The 24996-nt window shown below is 66.1% G+C and carries 20 protein-coding genes and 1 tRNA gene; 10 read left to right on the plus strand and 11 right to left on the minus strand.

The window, feature by feature from the left end:
• The 3 genes from AC3WUM_RS12630 to prfB all read right to left on the minus strand — a co-directional run bounded on the left by AC3WUM_RS12630 (position 1) and on the right by prfB (position 4028).
• Positions 1 to 1194: a Bcr/CflA family multidrug efflux MFS transporter gene (locus AC3WUM_RS12630; protein ID WP_492410666.1), complete on the minus strand. Its 1194-nt coding sequence runs from the start codon at positions 1192 to 1194 to the stop codon at positions 1 to 3.
• Between the two features lie 73 nt (positions 1195 to 1267).
• The gene (gene lysS, locus AC3WUM_RS12635; protein WP_492410667.1) at positions 1268 to 2785 is read right to left on the minus strand and encodes a lysine--tRNA ligase; all 1518 of its coding nucleotides are present in this window, start codon (positions 2783 to 2785) and stop codon (positions 1268 to 1270) included.
• Positions 2786 to 2932: 147 nt separating this feature from the next.
• A protein-coding gene (gene prfB, locus AC3WUM_RS12640; RefSeq protein WP_492410668.1) for a peptide chain release factor 2 occupies positions 2933 to 4028 on the minus strand; the annotation gives its coding sequence in 2 pieces (ribosomal slippage) (positions 2933 to 3955 and positions 3957 to 4028; 1095 coding nt in all).
• A 271-nt stretch (positions 4029 to 4299) separates the two neighbouring features.
• Here prfB and AC3WUM_RS12645 point away from each other — a divergent pair.
• On the plus strand, positions 4300 to 5631 hold the full coding sequence (locus AC3WUM_RS12645) for an OmpA family protein (RefSeq protein ID WP_492410669.1): 1332 nt from the start codon (positions 4300 to 4302) through the stop codon (positions 5629 to 5631).
• A gap of 82 nt (positions 5632 to 5713) precedes the next feature.
• On the opposite strand, the gene AC3WUM_RS12650 is transcribed toward AC3WUM_RS12645, so the two are convergent.
• The 7 genes from AC3WUM_RS12650 to AC3WUM_RS12680 all read right to left on the minus strand — a co-directional run bounded on the left by AC3WUM_RS12650 (position 5714) and on the right by AC3WUM_RS12680 (position 13716).
• Positions 5714 to 5790, minus strand: a tRNA-Pro gene (locus AC3WUM_RS12650).
• 96 nt (positions 5791 to 5886) lie between these two features.
• A complete protein-coding gene (locus tag AC3WUM_RS12655) occupies positions 5887 to 6117 on the minus strand; it encodes a formate dehydrogenase subunit delta (RefSeq protein WP_492410670.1) in 231 nt (76 codons plus the stop codon).
• Positions 6114 to 6986, minus strand: coding sequence for a formate dehydrogenase accessory sulfurtransferase FdhD (gene fdhD / locus AC3WUM_RS12660; protein ID WP_492410671.1), 873 nt, complete (start codon positions 6984 to 6986; stop codon positions 6114 to 6116). Before fdhD ends, AC3WUM_RS12655 begins: the two co-directional genes overlap by 4 nt.
• Positions 6976 to 9900, minus strand: coding sequence for a formate dehydrogenase subunit alpha (gene fdhF, locus AC3WUM_RS12665; RefSeq protein WP_492410672.1), 2925 nt, complete (start codon positions 9898 to 9900; stop codon positions 6976 to 6978). Before fdhF ends, fdhD begins: the two co-directional genes overlap by 11 nt.
• Before the next feature lie 10 nt (positions 9901 to 9910).
• Entirely contained in the window at positions 9911 to 11485 is a 1575-nt protein-coding gene (locus AC3WUM_RS12670; protein ID WP_492410673.1) for a formate dehydrogenase beta subunit, read from the minus strand.
• Positions 11482 to 11952 (minus strand): formate dehydrogenase subunit gamma, encoded by a 471-nt coding sequence (locus tag AC3WUM_RS12675; RefSeq protein WP_492410794.1) that lies wholly within the window; start codon positions 11950 to 11952, stop codon positions 11482 to 11484. Before AC3WUM_RS12675 ends, AC3WUM_RS12670 begins: the two co-directional genes overlap by 4 nt.
• A gap of 93 nt (positions 11953 to 12045) precedes the next feature.
• Positions 12046 to 13716 (minus strand): OFA family MFS transporter, encoded by a 1671-nt coding sequence (locus AC3WUM_RS12680; protein WP_492410674.1) that lies wholly within the window; start codon positions 13714 to 13716, stop codon positions 12046 to 12048.
• 203 nt (positions 13717 to 13919) lie between these two features.
• On the opposite strand from AC3WUM_RS12680, the gene AC3WUM_RS12685 reads away from it, so the two are divergent.
• On the plus strand, positions 13920 to 14990 hold the full coding sequence (locus tag AC3WUM_RS12685; RefSeq protein WP_492410675.1) for a substrate-binding domain-containing protein: 1071 nt from the start codon (positions 13920 to 13922) through the stop codon (positions 14988 to 14990).
• 50 nt (positions 14991 to 15040) lie between these two features.
• On the opposite strand, the gene AC3WUM_RS12690 is transcribed toward AC3WUM_RS12685, so the two are convergent.
• The gene (locus tag AC3WUM_RS12690; RefSeq protein ID WP_492410676.1) at positions 15041 to 15973 is read right to left on the minus strand and encodes a LysR family transcriptional regulator; all 933 of its coding nucleotides are present in this window, start codon (positions 15971 to 15973) and stop codon (positions 15041 to 15043) included.
• Positions 15974 to 16089: 116 nt separating this feature from the next.
• Between AC3WUM_RS12690 and AC3WUM_RS12695 the strand changes: the two genes are divergently transcribed.
• The 8 genes from AC3WUM_RS12695 to fba all read left to right on the plus strand — a co-directional run bounded on the left by AC3WUM_RS12695 (position 16090) and on the right by fba (position 24990).
• Positions 16090 to 17577, plus strand: a complete 1488-nt coding sequence (locus AC3WUM_RS12695) for a ribulose-bisphosphate carboxylase large subunit (protein WP_492410677.1) — start codon at positions 16090 to 16092, stop codon at positions 17575 to 17577.
• A gap of 12 nt (positions 17578 to 17589) precedes the next feature.
• Positions 17590 to 18024 (plus strand): ribulose bisphosphate carboxylase small subunit, encoded by a 435-nt coding sequence (locus AC3WUM_RS12700; protein ID WP_492410678.1) that lies wholly within the window; start codon positions 17590 to 17592, stop codon positions 18022 to 18024.
• 170 nt (positions 18025 to 18194) lie between these two features.
• Positions 18195 to 19082 (plus strand): CbbX protein, encoded by an 888-nt coding sequence (gene cbbX, locus AC3WUM_RS12705; RefSeq protein WP_492410795.1) that lies wholly within the window; start codon positions 18195 to 18197, stop codon positions 19080 to 19082.
• A gap of 46 nt (positions 19083 to 19128) precedes the next feature.
• Complete coding sequence (locus AC3WUM_RS12710; RefSeq protein ID WP_492410679.1) at positions 19129 to 20205, plus strand: class 1 fructose-bisphosphatase; 1077 nt, start codon at positions 19129 to 19131, stop codon at positions 20203 to 20205.
• Positions 20206 to 20218: 13 nt separating this feature from the next.
• Positions 20219 to 21094 (plus strand): phosphoribulokinase, encoded by an 876-nt coding sequence (locus AC3WUM_RS12715; RefSeq protein ID WP_492410681.1) that lies wholly within the window; start codon positions 20219 to 20221, stop codon positions 21092 to 21094.
• 24 nt (positions 21095 to 21118) lie between these two features.
• Complete coding sequence (gene tkt, locus AC3WUM_RS12720) at positions 21119 to 23191, plus strand: transketolase (protein WP_492410682.1); 2073 nt, start codon at positions 21119 to 21121, stop codon at positions 23189 to 23191.
• A 12-nt stretch (positions 23192 to 23203) separates the two neighbouring features.
• The gene (locus AC3WUM_RS12725) at positions 23204 to 23935 is read left to right on the plus strand and encodes an HAD-IA family hydrolase (protein ID WP_492410683.1); all 732 of its coding nucleotides are present in this window, start codon (positions 23204 to 23206) and stop codon (positions 23933 to 23935) included.
• Positions 23926 to 24990 carry a class II fructose-bisphosphate aldolase gene (gene fba, locus AC3WUM_RS12730; protein ID WP_492410684.1) on the plus strand — a complete coding sequence of 355 codons (1065 nt, stop codon included), beginning with the start codon at positions 23926 to 23928 and terminating at the stop codon, positions 24988 to 24990. The genes AC3WUM_RS12725 and fba overlap by 10 nt, the downstream gene beginning before the upstream one ends.
• Positions 24991 to 24996: the final 6 nt, after the last annotated feature.

Below are 24996 nucleotides of genomic sequence, written 5' to 3' on the forward strand. Positions count from 1 at the left end.
TCAGAGCGGCTGCTGCGGCGGCTTGACCAGGGCCCGCAAGGCTACCTGCGCGAGCAGCGACCAGCAGAAGATCGCGATCGCCATGCCCGATGCGCCGGGCGCATGCAGGCTCGCGACGACCAGGCTCGCGATGCCCGCGAGCACGAACTGCTGGGTGCCGAGCATCGCCGCCGCGGTTCCGGCTCGGCCACCGAAGGGCTCCATCGCCGCGGCCTGCGCGTTCGGGAACGTGAAGCCGATGCAGCTCGACACCACGAGCAGCGGAATCACCACGCCCCAGATTCCGCCGAAGCCGGTGAGCGCCGAAACCGCCATCACCGCGGCGGCGAACAGATGCACGCGCAAGGCGCCGCGCATCACCTTCTCGGCGCGCAGCCGCCTGAGCAGATGCGCGTTGAGCTGCGTGCAGACGATGAGCCCGCAGGCGTTGGCGCCGAACAGCATGCCGTACTGATCGGGCTGCAGCCCGAAGTAGTCGATGAACACGAACGGCGACGCGGTGATGTACGAGAACATGCCGGCCTGGCCGCAGGCGCCCGCGAGCGAATAGCCCATGAAGCGCCGGTGCCTGAGGATGCGCAGGTAATCGTGCGCGATGCCGCTGACGCTCAACGGCGGCGCAGGCTCGCGCTGCGGCTCGGCGATACGCAGCGCGGTGATCAGCAGGCACACGCAGCCGAACACCGCGAGCAGCAGAAAGATGCTGTGCCAGCCGAACCAGAGCTGCAGCTTGCCGCCGAGCGTCGGCGCGAGCACGGGCGCGACGCCCATCACGAGCATCAGCGACGACAGCGCGCGCGCCATCTCGTTGCCCGAAAAATGATCGCGCACGAGCGCCCGACTGATGACGATGCCCGCGCAGCCGCCGAGCGCCTGCAGGCCGCGAAACGCGATGAGCTGACCGATGCTGCCCGCGAACGCGCAGCCGAGCGACGCGACCGAGAACAGCGCGAGCCCGAACAGCAGCGGCTTCCTGCGCCCGAAGCGATCGGTGATCGGACCGTACACGAGCTGGCCGATCGCCAGGCCGACGAAATAAGCCGACACCGACATCTGCACCGACGCCGCGTCGGCCGCGAGCGCCCGCCCGATCGCCGGCAGGCTCGGTAGATACATGTCGATCGACAGCGGACCGAGCGCGATGATCACGCCCAGCGACAGAATGAAACGGCGATGCGCCGCCTGGTCTTTCATGATCCCATCGGTGCCGGAGCTTGGCGCGTGAGCGCTCTAGCTCCGGCTTGTTGTTGCGATTGAAGCGGCGTTATCAGCCCTGCTCGGGCTTCATCTGCGGAAACAGCAATACGTCGCGGATGCTCGGCGAATCGGTCAGGAACATCACGAGCCGATCGATGCCGATGCCGACGCCCGCGGTCGGCGGCAGGCCGTACTCGAGCGCGCGGATGTAATCGCCGTCGTAATGCATGGCCTCGTCGTCACCGGCGTCCTTGGCCGCGACCTGCGCCTTGAAGCGCGCATCCTGGTCCTCGGCGTCGTTGAGCTCGGAGAAGCCGTTCGCCACCTCGCGGCCGCCCGCGAAGAACTCGAAGCGATCGGTGACGTCCGGGTTGTGATCGTTGCGGCGCGCGAGCGGCGAGACTTCGGTCGGGTATTCGGTGATGAAGGTCGGATCGAACAGCTGGGCTTCGACGGTCTTCTCGAAGATTTCGGTCAGCAGCTTGCCGGGGCCGTAGGCGGGCTTGACGTCGCCGCCGACCTTCTTCGCGAAGGCGGCGAGGAAAGCCGGGTCTTCGAGCTGCGCGGCCGCGACCTCCGGATTGAAGCGCAGCACCGCCTCCTTCATCGTCCAGCGGTTGAACGGCGCATCGAGGTCGTAATCGCGCTCGGCGTAGCGCAGCTTGCCGCTGCCGTTGACGACGATCGCGGTGTCGCGGATCAGGTTCTCGACGAGGTCCATCGCGTCCTTGTAGTCCGCGTAGGCCTGGTAGAACTCGAGCATCGTGAACTCGGGGTTGTGCCTGGTGGACAGCCCTTCGTTGCGGAAATTGCGGTTGATCTCGTAGACGCGCTCGAAGCCGCCGACGACCAGTCGCTTCAGATACAACTCCGGCGCGATGCGCAGGAACAGATCGCGGTCGAGCGCGTTGTGATGCGTCACGAACGGCCTTGCGGTGGCGCCGCCGGCGATCGGCTGCAGCATCGGCGTTTCCACTTCCATGAAGCCCAGCGCATCGAAGAACTGGCGGATGAAGCGCAGCGTCTGCGTGCGCTTGGCGAAGACTTCGCGCACTTCGGGGTTCACGATGAGGTCGACGTAGCGCTGGCGATAGCGCGTCTCGGTGTCGGTCAGGCCCGACCACTTCTCGGGCAGCGGGCGCAGGCCCTTGGTCAGCAGCTCGAGCCGGCTCACGCGCAGCGACAGCTCGCCGGCCTTGGTGCGCATGACGGTGCCGGTGGCGCCGACGATGTCGCCGATGTCCCAGCTCTTGAAGGCCTCGTATGCCTCGGCGCCGATCGCATTCATCTGCACGAACAGCTGCACGCGGCCCGAACTGTCCTGGATCTCGACGAACGACACCTTGCCCTGCCCGCGCTTGGCCATGATGCGGCCCGCGAGCTTGTACGGCTGCGTCTCGCCTTCGAGCGAAGCGGCGTCGCGCTCGCTGTAGAAGCCGTGCAGCTGCTCGGCGAGCGTGTCGCGGCGGAAGGTGTTCGGAAACGCGTTGCCGGCCTCGCGCAGCCTGGCGAGCTTGTCGCGGCGGCCGGCGATGATGTGGTTTTCTTCGACGGCCGGAGCCGGCTGCGGTGCTTGTTCTTCGCTCATCTGTCTGTCTCGTGCCGCTGTTGCCTTCTCCCTCCGGGAGAAGGTGGCGCGTAGCGCCGGATGAGGGCTTCGCCGCGGGAAACGACGTTCGCCGTCACGGCGAGTCCCTCACCCCTGCACCTCTCCCGGACGGAGAGGGGTTCAAAATCACAGCCCTTGTTTCAAGCTCGCTTCGATGTACGGATCGAGGTGCCCGTCGAGCACCTTCTGCGTATCGGCGATTTCGACGCCGGTGCGCAGATCCTTGATGCGCGACTGGTCGAGCACGTAGCTGCGGATCTGGCTGCCCCACTCGATGTCGGCCTTGCTGTCTTCGACGACCTTGGCCGCCGCGGTGCGCTTGGACAGCTCCACTTCGTAGAGCTTGGCGCGCAGCATCTTCATCGCCTTGTCGCGGTTCGCGTGCTGGCTGCGCTGCGTCTGGCAGGCCACCACGATGCCGCTCGGCACGTGCTTGATGCGGATCGCCGACTCGGTCTTGTTGACGTGCTGGCCGCCCGCGCCGGAACTCCGGAAGGTGTCCACCTCGAGATCGGCCGGGTTGATGTCGATCTCGATGTTGTCGTCGATTTCGGGCGACACGAACACGCCCGAGAAGCTCGTGTGGCGGCGGTTGCCCGAGTCGAACGGCGATTTGCGAACGAGCCGGTGCACGCCGGTTTCGGTGCGCAGCCAGCCGTAGGCGTAAGGGCCTTCGACGCTCATGCTCGCGCTCTTGATGCCGGCGACTTCACCGTCCGAGCGTTCGAGCAGCTCGACCTTGAAGCCCTTGCCCTCGGCCCAGCGCGTGTACATGCGCAGCAGCATTTCGGCCCAGTCCTGCGCCTCGGTGCCGCCGGCGCCGGCCTGGATGTCGAGGAAGGCGTTGCTGGTGTCCTGCTCGCCCGAGAACATGCGCTTGAACTCCATGTCCTCGGCGATCGCGATGTAGCTCTGCACGTCGCGCTCGACACCGGCGATCAGGCTGCTGTCGTTCTCCATTTCGGCGAGTTCGAGCAGCTCCTCGGCGTCTTTCAGGCCGGCCGTGACCTTGTCGATCGGCTCGATGACGGCCTCGAGCTTGGCGCGCTCGCGGCCCAGGTTCTGGGCGTATTCGGGCTTGTTCCAGACGTCGGCAGACTCGAGCTCGGCATTGACCTCGACGAGCCGGTCCTTCTTCACATCGTAGTCAAAGATAGCCCCGGAGCGCGTCGAAACGCGCCCGCAGGGCCGTAATCTCACTTTTGATCTGGTTGATTTCCATGATCACTCGGGCTCCCGAGGGAGCGTATGAAGGGGATTCAGGGGTACTTCAGAGGGCGCGCAGTATACCGGCGCGCATCCGCCGAACGCACGGTCGAGTCTCGACGAAACCTTCGGACGGCGGTTGAGGGGTCTGGGCCTGCGTGCTACAAGCCCAGCGAGTTGAACAAAGCGTCATATCAGGGTGAGCGGCCGTAACCGCGGCGGTCGTTCAGAACAGCTCCAACCAACGTCGATACGAACTAGAACCCTCCAAGGGGAGTTAAACGCACATGATCCGTTCCGTACTGTTTGGCGGCCTGGCCGCCTTGTCCGTCGCTGCACCGGCGCTTGCCCAGGACACGGCGCCCGTCGCCGAACCTGCCCCGGCGGAGGCGCTCGCTGCCGAAGCCGCGCCGGCCGATGCCGCCGCTGCGGCGCCCATCGAAGCGGCTCCGGTCGAAACCACTCCCAGCGAAACCGCACCGGTCGAGCCGGCGGCCGAAGCCCCTGCCACCCCGCCCGTCGAAGAAAGCCGCAGCGGCCGCAACGGAGCCAACGACACGATCGGCGACCGCTGGTACGTCGCCCCGATGTTCACCTACGTCTGGGGTGACAAGGATCGCCCGACCGACGACGGCTACGGCGGCACGCTGGCCTTCGGCAAGAAGCTCGGCCCGGCCCTGGCGATCGAATTGAACGGCTACTACAACCGCTTCTCGAACAACGTCCAGGGCAACGGCTCGGCGGCCCTCTACGGCGGCGGCCTGTCGCTGCTGCTCTCCCCGTTCAGCGGCCTGCGCGACCTCTACGCGATCGGCAGCGTCCAGTACGGCCGCACCGAAGATCTGCCGGGCTCGTTCAAGGACTACGACAGCGTGGTCTACGGCGCCGGCCTGGGCTACCTGTACAAGCTCACCGACGCCGGCACCGCCCTGCGCACCGAAGTGCTGTACCGCTGGGACACGCATGACGACGGCGACGCCGGCTACAAGGATTTCGGCGACATCGTCGGCAACATCGGCCTGATGATTCCGTTCGGCGGCACGCCGCAGCCCGAAGTCACCGCCTCCAACACCGAGCCGGCGGCCGTGGTTCCGGTCGCGGCAGAAGGCGACGAGGACGGCGACGGCGTGGTCGACCGCCTGGATCGCTGCCCGGGCACCGCGCCGGGCACCACGGTCGACGAAACCGGTTGCCCGCTGCCGGCCCCGGTCGCCCCGCCGCCGGCCTGCAAGGCCCCGGCTCCGGGCGAGGCGATCACGCTCGAAGGCTGCGCGGCCGGTGACACCATCGTGCTGCAGGGTGTGACCTTCGAATTCAACCAGGCTCGCCTGACCGCCAACGCCAAGACCATTCTCGACGGCGTCGCCGACGCACTGACCGCACGCGCCGACATTCGCGTCGAGGTGGGCGGCCACACCGACTCGCGCGGCAGCGACAGCTACAACCAGAAGCTCTCCGAAAGCCGTGCGCAGTCGGTCATGCAGTACCTGATCGGCAAGGGCATCGACGCCGGCCGCATGAGCGCCAAGGGCTACGGTGAAGCCAACCCGGTCGCCGACAACGAGACCGACGACGGCCGCGAACTGAATCGTCGCGTGGAACTCAAGATCGTCGAGTAAGCCGGGATCCGCTGTCGCCGAAACGAAGAAGGCCCCGCTCAGCGGGGCCTTCTTTTTGGAATCGATGTGCCGACTCGAATGATGGTCGGGGTAGACGGATTCGAACCGCCGACATCCTGCACCCAAAGCAGGCGCGCTACCAGACTGCGCTATACCCCGAAAAACCCGGATACGATCCGGGGCGGCGATTATCCGCGTCGGCGATGCGGCCGGTCAATCGAAAACGCCGACAGCCGCGGGAGGTCGCGGCACGCGCTAGGTGGCGGTCATCGACTGCGCCAGCCGCTCCGCCGCCGCGGCGGCCAGCGGCGACAGCTCCGCCGGGTGGCTTTGCCAATGCGCGACGAGCTTGCGACGCATGCGCGGATCCCAGAACTTCTGGATATGCCCGAGCACGCCGTCGACCGCGGCCGACGGATCCGGATCGGCGGCGAAGAAACTCGCGATGTCGTTGGCCATCTTGACGAGCTGCCCGGCTCCGCTCATGGACCTTCTCCGTTTTTTGCCATCGCGACCGCGGCAAGGCGCACGCGCGCGGGACGCGTGTAGATGGTGAAGCGATCGTCCCTCGCGAAACCGACGAGCGTGATGCCGGCCTCGTCCGCGAGCTCGACCGCCAGTGAGGTCGGTGCCGAGATCGCGACGACGAGCGCGATGCCCGCGCTCGCGGCCTTGAGCACCATCTCGTAGCTCGCGCGGCTCGTCAGCACGACGAAGCCATGCGCAGCCTGCACGCCCTCGCTTGCGAGCCGGCCGATGAGCTTGTCGAGCGCGTTGTGTCGGCCGACGTCCTCGCAAAGCCAGCGCAGCCGGCCTTCGGGCGTCGCCCATGCGGCCGCGTGCACGGCGCCGGTGGCCGCGTTGAGCGATTGCATCTCGGAAAGCTGCTGCAAGGCCCGGCGCAAGGCCACGGCGTCGACGACGAAGCCGGCCGATGCGCGCCTGGGTGCACGCAGCACGTCGTCGATGTGCCGGGTGCCGCAGACACCGCAGCCGCTGCGTCCTTCGAGCGAACGCGGGCGCGCGAGCAGGCGTTCGAGACGCTGCGGTGGAATGCGCATCGCGAGCTGCAGGCCCTGATCGAGTCGCACGACACGGACTTCGATGAGCTCGTCCGCATTTTCGATGATGCCTTCGCTCAGCGAAAAGCCGAGCGCGAACGCTTCGAGATCGAGCGGCGTGAGCATCATCACCGCGTGCGGCTGCTCGTTGTAGACGAGCGCGACCGCCACTTCCTCGGCGATGCATTCCTCGCGCTCGATGAGTTCGCGCCCGACCAGGCGCCGCACGCTGCGCCGCACGAGCCCGGGCTGCGCGGCCTCGGCGGCGTTGCCGATGGCGGGCTCAGCTCGCATCGGCGGCATCCCTCGCCTGCAGCAGTTCATCCTGTCGCTGCGAAAACTCGCGATAGCGCTTCTGCCATTCCGACGGCTGGCTCACGCGCGTCACCTCGACGGCCGTGACCTTGTATTCGGGGCAGTTGGTCGCCCAATCCGAGTTGTCGGTGGTGATCACGTTGGCGCCCGACTCCGGAAAGTGGAAGGTCGTGTATACCACGCCAGGCTGCACGCGATCGGTGATGCGCGAGCGCAGCACGGTCTCGCCCGCACGGCTCGCGACGCCGACCCAGTCGCCATCGACGATGCCGCGCGCTTCCGCATCGGACGCATGGATTTCGAGCCGGTCTTCACCGTGCCAGTAGACATTGTCGGTGCGACGGGTCTGCGCGCCGACGTTGTACTGCGAGAGGATGCGTCCGGTCGTGAGAATGAGCGGAAAGCGCGCGTTGACCTTCTCCTGCGTCGGCACATACTCGGTGACCATGAAGCGTCCCTTGCCGCGCACGAAGGCGTCGACGTGCATGGTCGGCGTGCCGAGCGGATGCTCGTCGTTGCAAGGCCACTGGATGCTGCCGAGTTCATCGAGCCGTTGATAGCTCACGTTCTGGAACGTCGGCGTGAGCCGCGCGATCTCGTCCATGATCTCGCCGGGATGCGCGTAGTTCATCGGATAGCCCATCGCGTTCGCGAGCAGCTGGGTGATTTCCCAGTCGGCATAGCCGGACTTGGGCTTCATGACCTTGCGTACGCGCGAGATGCGGCGTTCGGCGTTCGTGAAAGTGCCGTCCTTCTCCATGAACGAGCTGCCCGGCAGGAACACGTGCGCGAACTTGGCGGATTCGTTGAGGAACAGGTCCTGCACGACGATGCATTCCATCGCCGTGAGCGCCGCGGTGACGTGCTGCGTGTTCGGATCGGACTGCGCAATGTCCTCGCCTTCGATGTACAGGCCCATGAACTCGCCGTCGAGCGCCGCCTCGAACATGTTCGGAATGCGCAAGCCCGGCTCGTCGAGCAGGTTCACGCCCCAGGCCTGCTCCAGCAGGTCGCGCGTACTGTCGTCGGAGACATGGCGATAACCCGGAAACTCGTGCGGAAACGAGCCCATGTCGCAGGAGCCCTGCACGTTGTTCTGCCCGCGCAGCGGATTCACGCCGACGCCTTCGCGGCCGACGTTGCCGGTCGCCATCGCGAGATTCGCGATGCCCATGACCATCGTCGAACCCTGGCTGTGCTCGGTCACGCCGAGACCGTAGTAGATCGCCGCGTTGCCGCCGGTCGCGTACAGGCGCGCCGCGGCGCGCATCGTCGCGGCCGGAACGCCGGTGATCGACTCGGTGCTTTCGGGCGAGTGGCGCACGTCGGCGACGAAGCTGCGCCACTTGTCGAAGGACTCCATGTCGCAGCGCTCGCGAACGAAGTCTTCCTTGACCAGGCCTTCGCTCACGACGACGTGCGCGAGCGCATTGATGAGCGCGACGTTGGTTCCGGGCTTGAGCTTCAGGTGATGCTCGGCCTTCACGCGCGGCGTGCGCACGAGATCGATGCGGCGCGGATCGGCGACGATGAGCCTGGCGCCCTCACGCAGGCGACGCTTCATCTGCGAACCGAACACCGGATGGCCGTCGGTCGGATTCGCGCCGATCACCAGGATGACGTCGGCCTGCATCACCGAGTCGAAGTTCTGCGTGCCGGCCGATTCGCCGAGCGTCTGCTTGAGCCCGTAGCCGGTCGGCGAATGGCAGACGCGCGCGCAGGTGTCGACGTTGTTGTTGCCGAAGCCCGCGCGCACGAGCTTCTGCACGAGATAGGTTTCCTCGTTCGTGCAGCGCGACGAGGTGATGCCACCGATCGCATCGCGCCCGTATTTCGCCTGGATGCGCTTGAACTCGCTCGCCGCGTAGGCGATCGCCTCCTCCCAGCTCACTTCGCGCCAGGGATCGCTGATCCTGGCGCGGATCATCGGCTTGGTGATGCGATCGCGGTGCGTCGCGTAGCCGATCGCGAAACGGCCCTTGACGCAGGAATGTCCGTGGTTCGCGTGGCCGTCCTTGTTCGGCACCATGCGCACCACTTCCTCGCCCTTCATCTCGGCGCGGAAGCTGCAGCCGACGCCGCAATACGCGCAGGTCGTGACGACCGAATGCTCGGCCTGCCCCATCGCGATCAGCGATTTCTCGGACAGCGTCGCGGTCGGACAGGCCTGCACGCAGGCACCACACGATACGCATTCGGATTCGAGGAAATTCTCGGCCGCGCTCGGCGACACCTTCGAATCGAAGCCGCGTCCCTGGATCGTCAGTGCAAGCGTGCCCTGCTGCTCGTCGCAGGCGCGCACGCAGCGTGAGCAGACGATGCATTTGGACGGATCGAAGGTGAAGTACGGGTTGCTTTCGTCCTTGGCGACGAAGCGCTCGTTGACCTCACCGTTGCGCCTGGCGTGAACGTGATTGTCGCCTTCGTAGCCGTAGCGCACTTCGCGCAGGCCCACCGCGCCGGCCATGTCCTGCAGCTCGCAATGGCCGTTGGCCGGGCACGTGAGGCAGTCGAGCGGATGATCGGAGATGTAGAGCTCCATGATGCCACGGCGCAGCTCCGCGAGCTTGGCGTTCTGCGTCGTCACCTTCATGCCCGGCGCGACCGGCGTCGTGCACGAAGCCGGGTAGCCGCGCATGCCGTCGATCTGCACGAGGCACAGGCGGCAGGAGCCGAAGGCCTCGAGCTGGTCGGTGGCGCAGAGCTTCGGAATGCTGATGCCGGCAAGCGCGGCTGCGCGCATCACCGAAGTACCTTCGGCGACCGTGCATTCCTGGCCGTCGATGTTCAGCGTCACCAGCTTGGCAGCCGGATCGACCACGCTCGTGCGCTGCCCCACATTCTTGTAACGCGGAGCCGGCGTTCCCAAATCATTTTCTGCGATCGATTGCATGGTTCTACTCCTAGCCCGCAACACGCATGGGCGCAGCCTTGGGCTGAAAATCTTCGGGGAAATGATCCAGCGCGGAGAGCACCGGATACGGCGTGAGTCCGCCGAGCGCGCAGAGCGAGCCGTAGGTCATGGTTTCGCAGAGATCGCGCAGCAGCTGCTCCTGCTTCGGCGCATCGAGCCCTGCGACGAGCCGGTCGATGACCTCGCTGCCGCGTGTCGAGCCGATGCGGCAGGGCGTGCATTTGCCGCAGGACTCGGCGGCACAGAATTCCATCGCGTAGCGCGCCTGCGCGGCCATGTCGACGCTGTCGTCGAACACGACGATGCCGCCGTGGCCGAGCATGCCCTTGATGGCGGCGAAGGCTTCGTAGTCGAGCGGCGTGTCGAACGTCGATTCGGGCAGATAGGCACCGAGCGGACCGCCGACCTGCACCGCGCGGATCGGCCGGCCGCTCAGCGTGCCTCCGCCGTAGTCGTAGAGCAGTTCGCGCAAGGTCGCACCGAAGGCGAGTTCGACGAGCCCGCCATGCTTGATGTTGCCGGTGAGCTGGATCGGCAGGCTGCCGCGCGAGCGACCCATGCCGAAGTTCCGGTACCAGTCCGCGCCGCGCTCGAAGATGATCGGCACCGAGGCGAAGGTGATGACGTTGTTGATGACGGTCGGCTTGCCGAACAGCCCCTTGAGCGCCGGCAGCGGCGGCTTGAAGCGAACCTGGCCGCGCTTGCCTTCGAGCGATTCGAGCAGCGCGGTTTCTTCGCCGCAGATGTAGGCGCCCGCGCCGAGCCGCACTTCGAGGTCGAAGCGCTTGCCGCTGCCGCCGACGTTATCGCCGAGAAAGCCGTGTTCGTAGGCTTTGCGGATCGCAGCATCGAGCGCGCGCTGCGCGTGCGGATATTCGCAGCGCAAATAGATGTAGCCCTGCGTCGCACCGACCGCGATGCCGGCGATGGTCATGCCCTCGACGAGCGTGAACGGATCGCCTTCCATGAGCATGCGATCCGAGAACGTGCCCGAATCGCCCTCGTCCGCATTGCAGACGATGTACTTCTGCTCGTCTGGCTGATCGGCCTGTGCATCGAGCACGGTCTTCCACTTGATGCCGGTCGGAAACGCCGCGCCGCCGCGCCCGCGCAAACCCGACTCACTGACCGCCGCGACGATGGACGCAGGCTCCAGCGCGAGCGCCTTGCGCAAGCCCACGTAGCCGCCGCTGGCCTGATAAGCGGCGATGTCGGTCGGCGCATTCAAGCCCACACGCGCGAAGCACAGCCGCTGCTGATTCCTGAAGTAGGCGATTTCCTCGGTCACGCCGAGGCTCAGGGCATGCGCTCCGCCGTGCAGAAAATCCGCATCGAACAGCGAGCCCACGTCTTCGCACTGCACGGGGCCGTAGGCGATGCGCCCAGCCGGCGTCTGTACTTCGACGAGCGGCTCGAGCCAGAGCATGCCACGCGTGCCGTTGCGCACGAGTTCGATCGCAATGCCGCGCCTGGCCGCTTCGATCATGATCGCATTCGCGGTCTCGTCCGCACCGACCGACAGCGCCGAAGCATCGCAAGGCACGTAGACGCGAACGGCGCTCATGCGCTGGCCTCCGTGCCGACGCGCGCCTGCGCCATCAGCTGGTCGAAGCGCTGTGGCGTCACGCGTCCCTGCAAGCGATCGCCGATCATCATCGAGGGCCCGAGCGCGCAATTGCCGAGGCAGTAAACGGGCTCCAGCGTGATCGCGCCGTCTTGCGTCGTCTCGTGAAAATCGACGCCCAGGCTGCGCTTGGCATGCGCTTCGAGCGCGACCGCTCCGACCGACTGGCAGGCTTCCGCACGGCACAGATGCACGACGTGGCGGCCGGGCGGCTGCTGCCGGAAGTAGTGATAGAAGGTCACGACCCCATGCACTTCGGCGCGCGACAGATTCAGTTCGAACGCGATCAGCGGCACCGCGTCCTTCGGCACGTGGCCGAGCGAATCCTGCACCGCGTGCAGGATCGGCAGCAGGGCGCCGGGGCTCTCGCGATGGCGATCGATGGCCGCACGCACGGCGGCGCGCATCGCAGGCGGCAGGTTCGAGCCGGGCTCGGGCTGGATCGGGATGATGCTTCGCGCTTTCATGAGCGTCCTTGTTTCAAGTTCGGTGCGGGTCGTTCAGTGGAACAGCACCGCGGCCTTTTGCAGCGTGATCCACGCGCCCCACAGCAGCGGAATGCCGACAGCGAGCCAGGCGAGCGCGATCCTGAGCGTCGATTGCGCAGCGACGGCGCCGGAATGCGCAGGCATCGCAGGCGACGTCTCATGCGCGGCCTGCCTGGCTGCGGCGATCTGGGCATCGCTCATGTGAAAGCGTGCATCGACGGGCTTGACGAGCAGATTGCAGATGAGTCCCAGCACGAGCAGCGCGGCGAGGATCAGCATGGTGCTGTCGTAGGCCTGCGCCGTCGCCACGCCGTGCGCGAGCTGGTATTCGCGGATGTAGTTGACGAGCACCGGGCCGAGAATGCCGGCGGTGGCCCAGGCCGTGAGCAGGCGACCGTGAATCGCGCCGACGAACTGGGTGCCGAACAAATCGGCCAGATACGCGGGCACCGTGGCGAAACCGCCGCCGTACATCGACAGGATCACGCAGAAGATCGCGACGAACACGGCGACCTTGCCCGCATGCCCGGCCCACGGCGCGGCCGCGTACAGCGCGATGCCGAGCGCGAAGAACACGCAATAGGTGGCTTTGCGCCCGATGCGATCTGAGATCGAGGCCCAGAAGAATCGCCCGCCGATGTTGAACAGGCTCAGCAGGCCCGTGAAACCGGCCGCGATCGCCGCGACCTGCGCCTTCTGCTCGCCGCTGAGTTCGCCGGCACCGACGCCGATGAGCCGGCCGCCGAACACTTCCTGCAGCATCGGCGAGGCCATGCCGATCACGCCGATGCCCGCGCTCACGTTGAGGCAGAGCACGGCCCAGACGAGCCAGAACTGCGGCGTCCTGTGCGCGTCGCGTAGATGCACGGGCCGGCGCGCGATCATCGCGCTCCTTGCGTTCGCGGGCGGCGCCCAGCCTTGCGGCTGCCAGCCCGCGGGCGGAACGCGGTACGCGAGCGCACCGGCGATCATGAAGACGAAGTAGATCGCGGCGAGCGCGACGAAGGTCTGCCAGACGCCGACCGATTGCGCGCTCGCGAAATGCCTCATGAGCCTGTCGGCCAGCGGTGCGCCGATCATCGCGCCGCCACCGAAGCCCATGATCGCCATGCCGGTCGCCATGCCGCGCCGATCGGGAAACCACTTGATCAAGGTCGACACCGGCGAGATGTAGCCGAGCCCGAGCCCGATGCCGCCGATCACGCCCGAGCCGATCCAGAGCATCCAGAGCTGGTGCAGATACACGCCGAGCGCCGAGATCAGCAAACCGCCGCACCAGCACAGCGCCGAAACGACACCGGCCTTGCGTGGACCCGCGCGTTCGAGCCAGCCGCCCCAGATCGCGGCCGAGCAGCCCAGAAACACGAAGAACAGCGTGTACATCCAGCCGAGCTGGCTGATCTTCCAATCGCAATGCGTGGCGACGAGCAGCGCCATGAAGCTCATATCGGCCTCGCATTCGATCGATTGCGTGATACCGGCCGCCTTCGACAGCGGCAGCCAGAACACCGAGAAGCCGTAGGCCATGCCGATGCACAAATGGATGCACAGCGCCGCGGGCGGCACCAGCCAGCGACTGAAGCCGGGCCCGGCGATGCTGGCCTCCTTCGAGAGAACTCTCGACAGAAAAAGCGCTGGCGTTGTGCTGTCGACATCTGGGCTGGCTGTGGATGGGCTGGCCATGTCTCTCCTCACCGTGCGCGGGCGCCGACTTGCCGGACCCGATCTAGTCTTATAGGTTGACTAGAACATATTTTGAAGAACGTGCGAAGCAGACTTTGGTGGCAGGCATGCTAACGCCGAGAAGGTGACAGCCAGAACAATCGGCTTTCATCATCCATTTAAATCGGTTTATAAAAGCCTAAATCCGGACACCCAGAAGCCCGATGTTCAAGCTCTCGATCAAACCGCAATGGCAACTCGCGCGTGGCGATGCGCGCCATCTGCTGCCGCGCGTCGTCGAACTGCTCGTCGGCATCGACGAGACCGGCACGCTGGTCGGCGCCTGCGAGCGCATGAATCTGTCCTACCGCTACGCCTGGGGCATCCTGCAGGAAGGCCATCAGGCCTTCGGCGTGCCGCTCGTCGACAGCCGTCGCGGTCGTGGCGCGGTGCTGACGCCGCTCGGTGAAAAGCTGGTCTGGGCCGACCGGCGCATCGCCGCGCGCCTGTCGCCGGTGCTCGACAGCCTCGCCTCGGAACTCGAGGTCGAGCTCGAACGCGCGCTCTCCGATGCGCAAGGCATTCTGCGCCTGCAGGCCAGCCATGGCTTCGCGGTCGAACTGCTGCGCGACTGGTTCGCGCGCCAGCAGATTCCGCTCGATCTCAAGTACCGCAGCAGCACCGAAGCGCTCGCCGCACTGAACGCCGGTGGCTGCGACCTCGCGGGCTTTCACGTCCCGCTGGGCGAATTCCAGCGCGAGGCCTTGCAACCCTACAGCCAGTGGCTGAAGCCGACACACCGGCTCGTGCTGCTCGCCACGCGCCGACAGGGGCTCATGGTCGCGCCCGGCAATCCCAAGCACGTGCGCGGTCTTGCCGATCTCGTGCGCGGCGACCTTCGCTTCGTCAATCGACAGGCGGGTTCCGGCACGCGCATGCTGCTCGACCTGCTGCTGCGCAAGGAGCAGCTGCAGAGTCAGCACATCGAAGGCTACGACACGAGTGAATACACCCACGCCGCGGTCGCCGCCTTCGTCGCAAGCGGAATGGCCGATGTCGGATTCGGTGTCGAAACGCCGGCCAAACGCTTCGGGCTGGAGTTCCTGCCGCTCGCGAGCGAGCGCTACTTCTTCGCCTGCAGCGCGGAGTTCCTGTCGAGTTCGACGATGGCGCGCGTGCTGACGAGCTTGCGCAGCCCGGAACTCAAGGCCGCGATCAATGCGCTCGCGGGCTATGACGGCATGCAGGCGGGATCGGTGATGACGGTCAGCGAGGCGTTCCCGGAGCGGCGCTAGGCCTTTGCCGCGGGCGCATTCGCGCTCCGCTGCCCACGGCCGAAACAACGCTAGATCAAGGCCGCAAATTCCCGCTTCAAGTATCGCGCCGTCTCCGCGATCAGAAATTGCCGGAACGCGGCCGCGGCCGGCGACAACGGCCGCCTTCGCAAGTGCACCACATGCCAGGTGCGCTGCAACGGCAGGCCTGCCACGTCGAGCGCCGCGATCTCGCCGGATCGCAGTTCCAGGGCCAGCGTATGCAGCGACAACACGCTGAGCCCGAGCCCGGCCATCACCGCCTGCTTGACCGTCTCGTTGCTGCCGAGCGACAGGATCCGCCGGGGCTTGAAGCCCTGCGCGGCGAAGAACTCCTCCATCACCCCACGCGTACCCGAGCCCGATTCGCGCTGGAGGAAAGTCTCGTCGCGCAGCCGACGCAAGGCCACGCGCCGCTTGCCACGCAGCGCGTGCGTCGGTGGCGCAACGAGCAGATGCGGATTCTTCGCGAGCGCCTCGGAAACGGTTTCGAGCTCCTCGGGCGGCCGCCCCATCACCGCGAGATCGGTCTGATTCTCCTTGAGCATCGTGACCAGGGCTTCGCGATTGCCGACGACGAAGCGCACCTCGATGCCCGGATGCAGCTGACTGAAAGCGGCGAGCAACCTCGGTGCGAAGTGGTTCGCGGTGCTCACGAGACCGACCGTGATGCTGCCGTCCGACAGGCCCTTGAGCGCGAGCAGGGACTGCTCGGTGTCGCGCACTTCACCCAGGATGCGCGACGCGTGTTCGAGCATCCGCCTGCCCGCTTCGGTCAGCGTCTTGCGGCGTCCGTTCTTCTCGAACAGCGCCAGGCCGATCGCGTCCTCGAGCTGGCGAATCTGCATCGTGATCGCCGGCTGGGTCAGCGACAGCGTCTCCGCGACATCGGAGAAATTGAGCTGGCGCGCAGCCTCGCAGAACACCTCGAGCTGTCGCAGCGTGATGCGACGGGTGAGTTTCATGGCGGTCGAACCATAAGCGATCGCTTAATGAAATGAAAGAAAGTTTGAATTTACTTTGGTTTCCCCGAACGCAAGGATGGCTCCACGAAAAGCTCGAACACCGCGAGGAGACATCGATGAGTGCAGCCACCAGCCAACGCGTGACCGGCAATACCAACGCCCGCTACAAGTCCGGCGTGATCCCCTACAAGAAGATGGGTTATTGGCAACCGGATTACGTACCCAAGGACACCGACGTGATCGCGCTGTTTCGTATCACGCCGCAGGAAGGCGTCGATCCAGAAGAAGCCGCCGCCGCGGTCGCCGGTGAATCCTCGACCGCGACCTGGACGGTGGTCTGGACCGACCGGCTCACGGCCTGCGAGCTGTATCGCGCCAAGGCCTATCGCGTGGATCGCGTGCCGAACACCGGCCCCGGAACCCGGACCGAAGCGCAGTATTTCGCCTACATCGCCTACGACCTCGATCTGTTCGAGCCCGGTTCGATCGCGAATCTCACGGCGTCGATCATCGGCAACGTGTTCGGCTTCAAGGCCGTGAAGGCGCTGCGCCTCGAAGACATGCGCATTCCGGTCGCCTACCTCAAGACCTTCCCGGGCCCGGCGACCGGCATCGTCGTGGAGCGCGAGCGGCTCGACAAGTTCGGCCGTCCACTGCTCGGCGCCACCACCAAGCCCAAGCTCGGCCTGTCGGGCCGCAACTACGGCCGCGTGGTCTACGAAGCGCTCAAGGGCGGGCTCGACTTCGTCAAGGACGACGAGAACATCAACAGCCAGCCGTTCATGCACTGGCGCGATCGCTTCCTCTACTGCATGGAAGCCGTGAACAAGGCCAGCGCGGCCACCGGCGAAGTCAAAGGCCATTACCTCAACGTGACCGCGGGCACGATGGAAGACATGTACGAGCGCGCCGACTTCGCCAAGGAACTCGGCACCGCCATCGTCATGATCGACCTCGTCGTCGGCTACACGGCCATTCAAAGCATGGCCAAGTGGGCGCGCAGGAACGACGTGATCCTGCACCTGCATCGCGCGGGCAACTCCACGTATTCTCGGCAGAAGAATCACGGCATGAACTTCCGCGTGATCTGCAAGTGGATGCGCATGGCCGGCGTCGACCACATTCACGCGGGCACCGTGGTCGGCAAGCTCGAAGGCGATCCGCTGATGATCAAGGGCTTCTACGACACGCTGCGTGAGGACAAGACACAGCAGAGCCTCGAGCACGGACTGTTCTTCGAACAGGACTGGGCTTCGCTCAACAAGGTGATGCCGGTGGCGTCCGGCGGCATCCATGCGGGCCAGATGCACCAGCTCATCCACTATCTCGGCGAGGACGTGGTGCTGCAGTTCGGCGGCGGCACCATCGGCCATCCGATGGGCATCCAGGCCGGTGCGACCGCCAATCGCGTGGCGCTCGAGGCGATGATCATGGCGCGCAACGAAGGCCGCGATTACCTGCGCGAAGGCCCGGAGATCCTGCAGGCCGCGGCGCGCCACTGCTCACCGCTCAAGGCCGCGCTCGATACCTGGGGCGACATCACCTTCAACTACGAATCGACCGACACGGCCGACTTCGTGCCGACCGCCACCGCGAGCGCCTGAGGAGAACGCGACATGATGACCAACTACGGCAATCGGCTCACGCAAGGCCAGTTCTCGTTCCTGCCCGACCTGACCGATGCGCAGATCAAGGCGCAGGTGGCTTATGCGCTGCACCAGGGCTGGGCGGTCAACGTCGAGTACACCGACGATCCGCATCCGCGCAACACCTACTGGGAGATGTTCGGACTGCCGATGTTCGACCTGAAGGATCCGGCCGGCGTGATGATGGAAATCGACGCCTGCCGCAAGACCTTCGCGAACCACTACGTGCGCGTCACGGCCTTCGATGCGACGCGCGGCTGGGAAACGCCGCGCATGTCCTTCATCGTCAATCGCCCGGTCGAGGAGCCCGGCTTCAGGCTCGATCGCACCGAGATGGCCGGTCGCGTGCAGCGGTATTCGGTGCATTCGTACGCGGCCGACAAGCCGGCCGGCGAGCGGTATTGAGCGCGCGCATGTCGGCCACGACAGCAGAAAGCTTGTCCCCTCTTGCGCGTGCGGGAGAGGGTGGTGCGCCAGGACCGAGTGAAGGAGCACCGTATCGGAATAGTGCTCCCTCACCCGGCGCCAATGCGCCACCCTCTCCCGCAAGCGGGAGAGGGGAAGATGCGCCAGACCTGCGCGCTCTTTACGAACAGACCGGCATCGCCGACGTGCTCGCGCAACTCGACGACGAACTCATCGGCCTTGCGCCGGTGAAGGAGCGCATCGCCGAGATCGCGGCCTACCTGATCGTCGACAAGGCGCGCCGTGCTCAAGGACTGCGTGCGGGTGCACCGAGCCTGCACATGTGCTTCACGGGCAATCCGGGCACCGGCAAGACCACGGTCGCGCAGCGCATGGCCGACATCCTGCATCGGCTCGGCTACATCCGGAACAAGCAGCTCGTCTCGGTCACGCGCGACGATCTGGTCGGCCAGTACATCGGCCACACCGCGCCGAAGACGCGCGAAGTGCTCAAGAAAGCGATGGGCGGCGTGCTGTTCATCGACGAGGCCTACTACCTCTACCGACCCGAGAACGAGCGCGACTACGGGCAGGAGTCGATCGAGATCCTGCTGCAGGTGATGGAAAACCAGCGCGACGACCTCGTGGTGATCCTGGCCGGCTACAAGTCGCGCATGGACGTGTTCTTCCAGAGCAATCCGGGCATGGCCTCGCGCATCGCGCATCACATCGATTTTCCGGACTACTCGGCCGACGAGCTGCTCGAGATCGCGAACCTGATGGTCTCGCGCATCGACTATCGCTTCGACGCGGATGCCGCGAGCGCGATGCGCGACTACATCGAGCGGCGCATGAGCCAGGCGCATTTCGCCAACGCACGCTCGATCCGCAATGCGCTCGACCGCGCACGACTGCGCCAGGCGGCCCGCCTGTTCCGCTCGGCGATGAAGGCGCGCAGCGGTGAAGCCGGCCGCGAAGCCCTCATGACGATCGAAGCGCGCGACATCCGCGCGAGCCGCGTGTTCACGCAGTCGGCGGCAACCGCAGCGGAGCGGTGACGGCGTCGATACGAAAAAGCAGCCCACATGCCGGAGGAGAACGGACATGTTTCAAGCCAAGACCACGCTGTCGAAATTCCTGATCGAACAGCTCGACGGCGACGCGGACAGCAAGACCCTGTCCGCCCTGCTCGTCGACATCGCGGCCGCGATCAAGGCGATCTCGGCCGTGGTCTCCAAAGGTGCGCTCGGCGATCATCTCGGCACGCTCGAGACCGAGAACGTGCAGGGCGAGCGGCAATCGAGGCTCGACGTCATCACCAACGAGATCATGCTGCGCCAATGCGAATGGGGCGGCCTGCTCGCCGGCATGGTGTCGGAGGAGCTCGAGGAAGCCTTCGTCATTCCGGGTGACCGGCCGCGCGGCGCCTATCTGCTGAGCTTCGATCCGCTCGACGGCTCGTCGAACATCGATGTCAACGCCGCCGTCGGCACCATCTTCTCGATCCTGCGCCAGCGTGAATCCAGGACGCCGACGGCCGCATCCTTCCTGCGCCCAGGCCGCGAGCAGGTCGCCGCCGGCTATGCGATCTACGGCCCTTCGACGATGCTCGTGCTGACCGTCGGCCGGGGCACGCACGGCTTCACGCTCGATCGCGAAACCGGCAACTTCGTGCTCACGCATCCGGACCTGGTGGTGCCGGCCGACACCGGCGAATTCGCGATCAACGTGTCGAACGAGCGCTTCTGGGAAGCACCGGTGATGCGCTACGTCGACGAGTGCAAGGCCGGGCGCTGCGGGATACGCGAGCGCGACTTCAACATGCGCTGGATCGCGGCGATGGTGGCCGACGTGCATCGCATCCTCATGCGCGGCGGCGTCTACCTGTATCCGCGCGACAGCCGCCAGCCACTGCGCGCCGGGCGCCTGCGCCTGCTCTACGAAGCCGCGCCGATGGCGATGCTGATCGAGCAGGCCGGCGGCCTGGCGAGCACGGGGCGCCAGCGCCTGTCCGAAGTCGAGCCCGAAGACATCCATCAGCGTTGCAGCGTGATTCTCGGCTCGCGCAACGAAGTCGAGCGCATCGAGCGCTACCACCGCGAACACGACTGCGGAGCGGACCGTCCCTACGCATCCCCGCTGTTCAACGAGCGATCGCTGTACCGGAGCGAGCTGAACTGACGGAGAGAGTTCCATGTCCAGGCAACATCCGATCATCGCGGTGACCGGCTCATCCGGAGCGGGCACGACCACGGTGCTGCAGAGCTTCAAGCATATTTTCCGGCGCGAGAAGATTCGCGCCGAAATCGTCGAAGGAGACGCCTTCCATCGCTACGATCGCAAGGCCATGCGCGAGGCGATGCGTGAGGCCGACGCGGCGCACAACACGCACTTTTCGCACTTCGGTCCCGAAGCCAATCTGCTGCCCGAGCTGCACGAGCTGTTCGCGCGCTATGGCGAGAACGGCAGCGGCAGCCTGCGAAACTACCTGCACGACGAGGAGGAGGCCGCGCCGTATCAGCAGGCGCCTGGCACCTTCACGCCCTGGCGCGAGATCGAAGCGGGCAGCTCGGACCTGCTGTTCTACGAGGGCCTGCACGGGGCAGCGAAGTATGACGGCATCGACATCGCCCGGCACCCCGATCTGCTGATCGGCGTGGTGCCGATCATCAACCTCGAATGGATACAGAAGCTGCATCGCGACCAGAACCTGCGCGGCTATTCGCAGGAAGCGGTGGTCGAGACGATCCTGCGGCGCATGCCGGACTACGTGACGCACATCTGCCCTCAGTTTTCGCGCACGCACGTGAATTTCCAGCGCGTGCCGACGGTGGACACCTCGAACCCGTTCATCGCGCGCGACATTCCGTCGCCCGACGAAAGCATGGTGGTGATCCGCTTCACCAATCCCAAGGGCATCGACTTCCCCTACCTCATCTCGATGCTGCACGGCTCGATGATGACGCGCCCCAACACCATTCTGGTTCCGGGCGGAAAGATGGGCTTGGCGATGCAGCTGATCTTCACGCCGATGATCCTGCGACTGATGGATCTCAAGCGGCGCGCCTAGACGCAAACCACCAGGAGAAAGCCGATGAACGACACCGCACTGCAGACTCGCATGGCCGACGCCCTGCGCCTGCTCGCCGTCGATGCGGTCGAGCGCGCGCGCTCCGGGCATCCGGGCGCGCCGATGGGCATGGCCGACATCGCGCAGGTGCTGTGGACCTGGCATCTCAAGCATGACCCGGGCGATCCGCAGTGGCCCGATCGCGATCGCTTCGTGCTCTCGAACGGCCATGCCTCGATGCTGCTCTACGCGCTGCTGCACCTGAGCGGCTACGACCTGCCGGTCGGCGAGCTCAAGCGCTTTCGCCAGCTGCATTCGAAGACGCCCGGGCATCCCGAAGTGGGCATCACTCCGGGCATCGAAACCACGACAGGGCCGCTCGGGCAAGGGCTCGGCAACGCGGTCGGCATGGCGCTCGCCGAGAAACTGCTCGCGGCCGAGTTCAATCGTCCGGGCCTGGCCATCGTCGACCATCGCACTTACGTCTTCGTCGGCGATGGCTGCCTCATGGAAGGCATCAGCCACGAAGTCTGCTCGCTCGCCGGCACGCTCGGGCTCTCCAAGCTGGTCGCCATCTACGACGACAACGGCATCTCGATCGATGGCGAGGTCAAGGGCTGGTTCAACGACGACACCCGGCGCCGCTTCGAAGCCTACGGCTGGAACGTGATTGCCGATGTCGATGGCCATGAGGCCGGGGCGATCGATGCTGCGTTGCGAAAGGCCCGTGCCCAGTCGGACGACGCGCAAGGCAAGCCGACGCTGATCTGCTGCCGCACGACCATCGGCCAGGGGGCTCCGAACAAGGCCGGCACCGAAGCCGTGCACGGCGCTCCGCTCGGAGCCGACGAGATCGCGCAAACGCGCGAGCGACTGCGCTGGCCGCATGCGGCGTTCGAAATACCGGACGACCTGCGGCTGGCCTGGGACGCGCGCGAACGTGGAGCCCGGGTACGAACGCAATGGCAGCAGCTGTTCTCGCGCTACGAGAAAAGCCATCCGGAGCTTGCGAAAGACTTCATGCGCCGCCAGCGCGGCGAGCTGCCCGACGACTTCGAGCGGCACGTACAGGCTCTGCTCGATCGCCAGCTCACCGCGGCGACCGAAACCGCGACGCGCAAGGCCTCGCAGCAGGCGCTGGACGCGCTCGGCCCGCAGCTGCCCGAGCTGCTCGGCGGCTCGGCCGATCTCACGGGTTCGAACCTCACGCAGTTCAAGGGCAGCCGCTCACTCACACGCGATCAGGCGGGCAATTACGTCCACTACGGCGTGCGCGAATTCGGCATGGCCGCGACCATGAACGGCATCGCACTGCATGCTGGCTACATCCCGTACGGCGGCACCTTCCTGACTTTCAGCGACTACAGCCGCAATGCCGTGCGCATGGCCGCGCTCATGAAGCTGCGCGTGATTCACGTCTTCACGCACGATTCGATCGGCCTCGGCGAAGACGGACCGACGCATCAGCCGGTCGAACACGCGGCCTCACTGAGGCTGATTCCAGGGCTCGACGTCTGGCGCCCGGCCGACGCGGTCGAAACCGCGGTCGCCTGGCGCTGCGCGATCGAGCAAGCCCAGGCGCCGAGCGCCCTGCTGCTCTCGCGCCAGAACACCGCCGTGCTCGAACACGCGCGCGACGCGGCCGACTCGATCGTGCGCGGTGGCTATGTCTTGCGGGAACTCGGCACACCGCGCGTGCTGCTGATCGCCACGGGCTCGGAAGTCGGCATCGCCTGCGCGGCCCAGCAACTGTTGTTCGAGCAAGGGCTCGGATCGCGGCTCGTGTCGATGCCGTGCACGAGCCGCTTCGATCGCCAGAGCGCCGAATACCGCCATCGAGTGCTGCCGCCCGAGCTGCCTGCGCTCGCGATCGAGGCCGGGCATCCGGATTTCTGGCGCAAGTACGTCGGCCGCTCCGGCGCGGTGATCGGCGTGGATCACTTCGGTGAATCTGCACCGGCCGCCGAGCTCTACCGGCTGTTCAAGCTCACCGCGAGCGACGTCGCCACGGCCGCGCACGAACTGGTGCTCGAACACGCCAGGGCCCATCCGCGCGAACCGGTCGAGGACTTCGAGATCGTGCTGTCCTGCAACTAGGGAGAAAGAGACATGTTCGATCTCGTGATGTTCGATCTCGACGGCACGCTCGTCGACACCGCGACCGACATCGCCAACACCGCCAACGACGTGCTCGAGTCGATCGGCCACGCCGCGCTCCCGCACGCACTGCTGCGCAACTGGATCGGCCACGGCAGCCGCGAACTCATGCTGCGGGCCTATGCGCACGCGACCGGCGCTTCGCTCGATGCAGTACGCCGCTGTGCGGGTGGCGATTCGCTGATGGCGGTGTTCTCGCGCTTTCACGAGCAACGCTGCGGCCAGCACAGCCGCGTGTTCCCGCAGGTCCGCGAAAGCTTGCAAATCCTGCTCGATCTCGGCATCGGCCTCGCCGTGCTCACGAACAAGGAGGCGCGTTTCGCCCGCCTCGTGCTCGAACGCCACGAGCTGCAGGATTTCTTCGATCCCGTGATCGCCGGCGATACCTTGAGCGCGCGCAAGCCCGACCCGCTGCCGGTGATGCATTGCCTGCGTGAACACGGCATCGAACCACGGCGCGCCCTGCTCGTCGGCGACTCGGCCATCGACATCGCCACCGGCCGCAATGCCGGCGTGCGCTGCTGGGTGGTGCCTTACGGCTACAACGGCGGCCTGCCGATTCGCGATTGCGACCCCGACCGGCTCATCGATGACTTGTCCTGCGTCGCCCGCGCGGCCCAGGACTGCGACGACCCGCCGACCGACTCACCGATTCGACACGAGGAAACCGCGACATGGCTCTGATCTCGCTGCGCCAGCTGCTGGACCACGCCGCCGAGCACGATTACGGATTGCCCGCGTTCAACGTCAACAATCTCGAGCAGATCCAGGCGATCATGCAGGCTGCGGACGACTGCGACAGTCCCGTGATCCTGCAGGCGAGCGCCGGCGCTCGCCGATACGCGGGCGAAGCGTTCCTGCGTCATCTCGTCGAGGCCGCCGTCGAGAGCTACCCGCATCTTCCGATCTGCATGCATCAGGACCACGGCGCATCGCCGGCGGTGTGCCAGGCGTCGATCCGCAGCGGCTTTTCGAGCGTGATGATGGATGGCTCGCTGCGCGAGGACATGAAGACACCCGCGAGCTACGACTACAACGTGAGCGTCACCAGCAAGGTCGCCGAGATGGCGCATGCGGTCGGCGTATCGGTGGAAGGCGAACTCGGCTGCCTGGGTTCGCTCGAAACCGGCGAGGCCGGTGAGGAGGACGGCGTCGGCGCCGCCGGGGTACTCGATCATGCGCAGCTGCTGACCGACCCCGGCCAGGCCGCCGAGTTCGTCGCGGCGACCGGCGTCGATGCGCTCGCGATCGCGATCGGCACGAGCCACGGGGCCTACAAGTTCATGCGGCCCCCGACTGGCGAGACCCTCGCGATCGACCGTATCGAGGCGATCCACCGGCGCATTCCGAATACGCACCTGGTCATGCACGGCTCCTCGAGCGTGCCGCAGGAATGGCTCACGGTGATTCGCCAGTTCGGCGGCCGGATCAAGGAGACTTACGGCGTTCCGGTCGAGGAAATCCGCCAGGGCATCCGCCACGGCGTGCGCAAGGTCAACATCGATACCGACATCCGGCTCGCCATGACCGGCGCGATGCGGCAGAAAATGGGGCAGAAGCCGGACGAGTTCGATCCGCGCGCCTTTCTGAAGGCCGCGACGTCCGCGGCCCGGGACATCTGCAGGCTGCGCTTCGAGGCTTTCGGCAGTGCCGGGCAAGCCTCGAAGATCCGCCCGGTCGCGCTGGAGGCGATGGCGGCGCGCTATGACAAGGGCGATCTGCGAGCTTCCGTGCACTGAGCGGCA

The sequence above is a fragment of the Hydrocarboniphaga sp. FW305-C-57 genome (genome assembly GCF_058783045.1).